Origin of the sequence: Haladaptatus sp. (assembly GCF_049589095.1) — an archaeon.
Lineage (GTDB): Archaea > Halobacteriota > Halobacteria > Halobacteriales > Haladaptataceae > Haladaptatus.
In genome coordinates this window covers 1-2,539 of record NZ_JBAWAC010000663.1, presented here as the reverse complement: position 1 = coordinate 2,539, position 2,539 = coordinate 1, and the positions used below count along the sequence as shown (strand labels likewise).

1 protein-coding gene and 2 pseudogenes are annotated in these 2,539 nt (G+C 64.0%); 2 read left to right on the top strand and 1 reads right to left on the bottom strand.

The window, feature by feature from the left end; translation table 11 throughout:
- Window positions 1-763: pseudogene (locus WBV42_RS20820) on the top strand (ATP-dependent helicase); the annotation flags it as partial.
- Between the two features lie 281 nt (window positions 764-1,044).
- Window positions 1,045-1,233 (top strand): annotated as a pseudogene (locus tag WBV42_RS20815) (anion permease); the annotation flags it as partial.
- Between the two features lie 19 nt (window positions 1,234-1,252).
- Here WBV42_RS20815 and WBV42_RS20810 read toward each other — a convergent pair.
- A complete protein-coding gene (locus WBV42_RS20810; RefSeq protein WP_423987733.1) occupies window positions 1,253-2,482 on the bottom strand; it encodes a lactate racemase domain-containing protein in 1,230 nt (409 codons plus the stop codon).
- Window positions 2,483-2,539: the final 57 nt, after the last annotated feature.

The following is a 2,539-nucleotide window of genomic DNA, read 5'->3' as shown; positions in this document are numbered from 1 at the left end:
CGAGAACAGCGTCCGGGCACTCGCGCGGATGTTCGATGAGCAGGTACGGTATGCTGGCGCGGAGAGCATCAGCACGGAGTCACGTCTGACGGTCGAAATCGTGATGGACCGCGATGAGTACGAACGGCACTACTACGTACACTCGAACTACGGCAGGAAGTTCAACGACGGCCTCTCGCGCGTGGTCGCCTACCGCTGTGCGCAGGCCGCCAACACGAACGTTGGGGTCGCCGTCGCGGACAACGGCTTCACGGTCTCGATGCCGCTGAACCGGAAGGTGGACGTGCCGGGAATCCTCGCGGACATCGACCCCGACGAGGTACGCGGGGATTTGCGCGCCGCGCTCTCGGGTACCGACCTGCTCCAGCGTTACTTCCGCATCAACGCGACGCGCTCGCTGATGATCCTCAAGCGCTACAAGGGCTACGAGAAGTCCGCCAGCGAACAGCAGGTGTCGAGCGAGATGCTGCTCGGGTTCGCCGACGAGTTGGACGAGTTCGCCGTCATGGAGGAAACGTACCGCGAAATCGTGGAGGACAAACTCGCCCTCGAATCCGTCGAGGAGATTCTGAGGAAGGTACAGGACGGCGACATCGATGTCGTTCAACGGCGCGTCGAATCGCCGACCCCGCGTGCGTTCGGGTTGGCGACGCTGATGGCCAGCGACGTGGTGCTCGCCGAGGACGAGAGCGCCGTCCTCCAGGAGTTCCATGAGCGCGTCATGGACTCGATTGCGGACGAGACATCTCCAACGTCGAATTGAATCGCGATAGCAGCCGGAAGGTCCCGAAATGAACTTATATTTTTGTGTTTTAGTAATAATATCTGTTGAAAGACGAAAGAACTAATCGACGGTGTTTCATGGGTGTGTGTGACAATGGCGCAGACTGATCCACGCAGGCGACTCGTTCTCTTCATTATTGCGCTCGTCGGGACGGCGATAATCGCCGCCCCGTCGCCCGCCGGACTCTCGATTCGAGGGCAGTTCGCGTTCGCAACGATGTTCGATGGTCCGGCAGTACCTCGAAGAGGAAGGCGAGTTGAGTCCGCGCGGCAAGCGCGTTCGCGCTCCCCGTGGCGACACCCCCGAACGCCATCGTCTTCGAGAGCGGCTATCTCAATCAGGAACAGATGATGCGCGCCGGGGTCGTGTTGAACCTGATAATGACCGTCATCCTCACCGGCCTTATCTGGTTGTTGTTCCAGTTCGTCTGGCCGTACGTCCTCTGGTAGCGACTCCTCCCACCCCTTCTCACTCCGGCCGAACCAACAGCGTATCGAGCGCGTTCGGAACCACGAGCACGTCGCTGCCGGGTTCGACGGCGTCCTCGATGGAGTCCCGGGCGTGCATCAGACAGTCCTCGACGATTTTTGGATGCTCGCTCCCGGTCACGTACACGTCGTGATCGCGGAGGACGCGGGCCACGACGAAGGCTCGCTGTGCGCCCGGTTCGTAGCCGGTTCGCATCTCCTCGTAGAGGCTCTCGGGGTCGCTCGCGCCGTCGAGTCGGTCGTAAAATCGCTGTTCGCCTTTTCCCTCGCCAGCGCCTTCGGGCATGTCGGCGGGGACGACGACCCGGCCGCCCGCACGGAGCGGGTTTCGGTCGCCGAGGGCGACGTAGGTGGCGGCGCGGGTCGCCTGATAGAGGTTCGCGGCTTTGGCTTCCGGAACGCCCGCGATGACGGCGTCGTAGTCGTCCGCAACCGGAACCGACAGCGCCTCTTTTGCGACTTCGGCGAGGTCGGCGACCACGTCGCGGTGGTATCCGGCACTGGCCCCGAGAATCCCCTGCGGTCCGTGTGTGACGTTCAGACAGAAGTCGAGTCCGATCACGTCGCCCGCGTCGTTCAGTAGCTCTCGAAACGGGTTGTCCTCGATGCGGCCGAGTCTGACGCCGTCCCGGGAGAGCATGTCCGGCCCGTGCGTGTACCGGATGAGCGACTCGCCGCCCGCACCGATGGCGACGGTTTTCGCCCCGCCGGAAAAGCCCGCGTACTGGTGGGGTTCGACCATCCCGGTCGCAAGGACGCGGTCCGCGTCCGCGACGGTCGGATTGAGTTCGATGGGGACCGCTACCCCGTCAGGAGCCTCGACCGTTCCGACCTCCATCACCGCCTCCGCGTCGTGATTCTCGGCGAGGTCCGCGTGCTCGCCGAGCGCGTCCTCGATTTCCTCGTCGGTCATCGGACGGTGGAGACCAAGCCCCAAAACGACCGAGACGTTTCCGCGCGGCACGTCCGCCTCCGCCAGTTCCGCGAGCAACACGTCCAACAGCACGTCGTCCGGCGTGGCTCGCGTCACGTCCGTCACGACGACCGCGACCGTCTCGTCGGGGGACACGAGGTCGTGGAGATTCGGGCCGTGCGGGTCCGCGACCGCCTCCTCGGCGGCGTTTCGAGCGGAAACCGCGGCTCCGCCCGGCGGAGAAAGAACGGTCACGTCGCTGTCGGGCAGGGAGTAGTCCGGAAGCGAGTCGTCCATGAATCGCGGTACGTACGGCGGAGGGAAAGCGCTTAGGTCGCCCACTCGACCATCCGG

Coding starts and splice junctions, on each gene's coding strand:
- WBV42_RS20810 (WP_423987733.1), bottom strand. CDS start 2,482: ATGGACGACTCGCTTCCGGACTACTCCCTGCCCGACAGCGACGTGACC.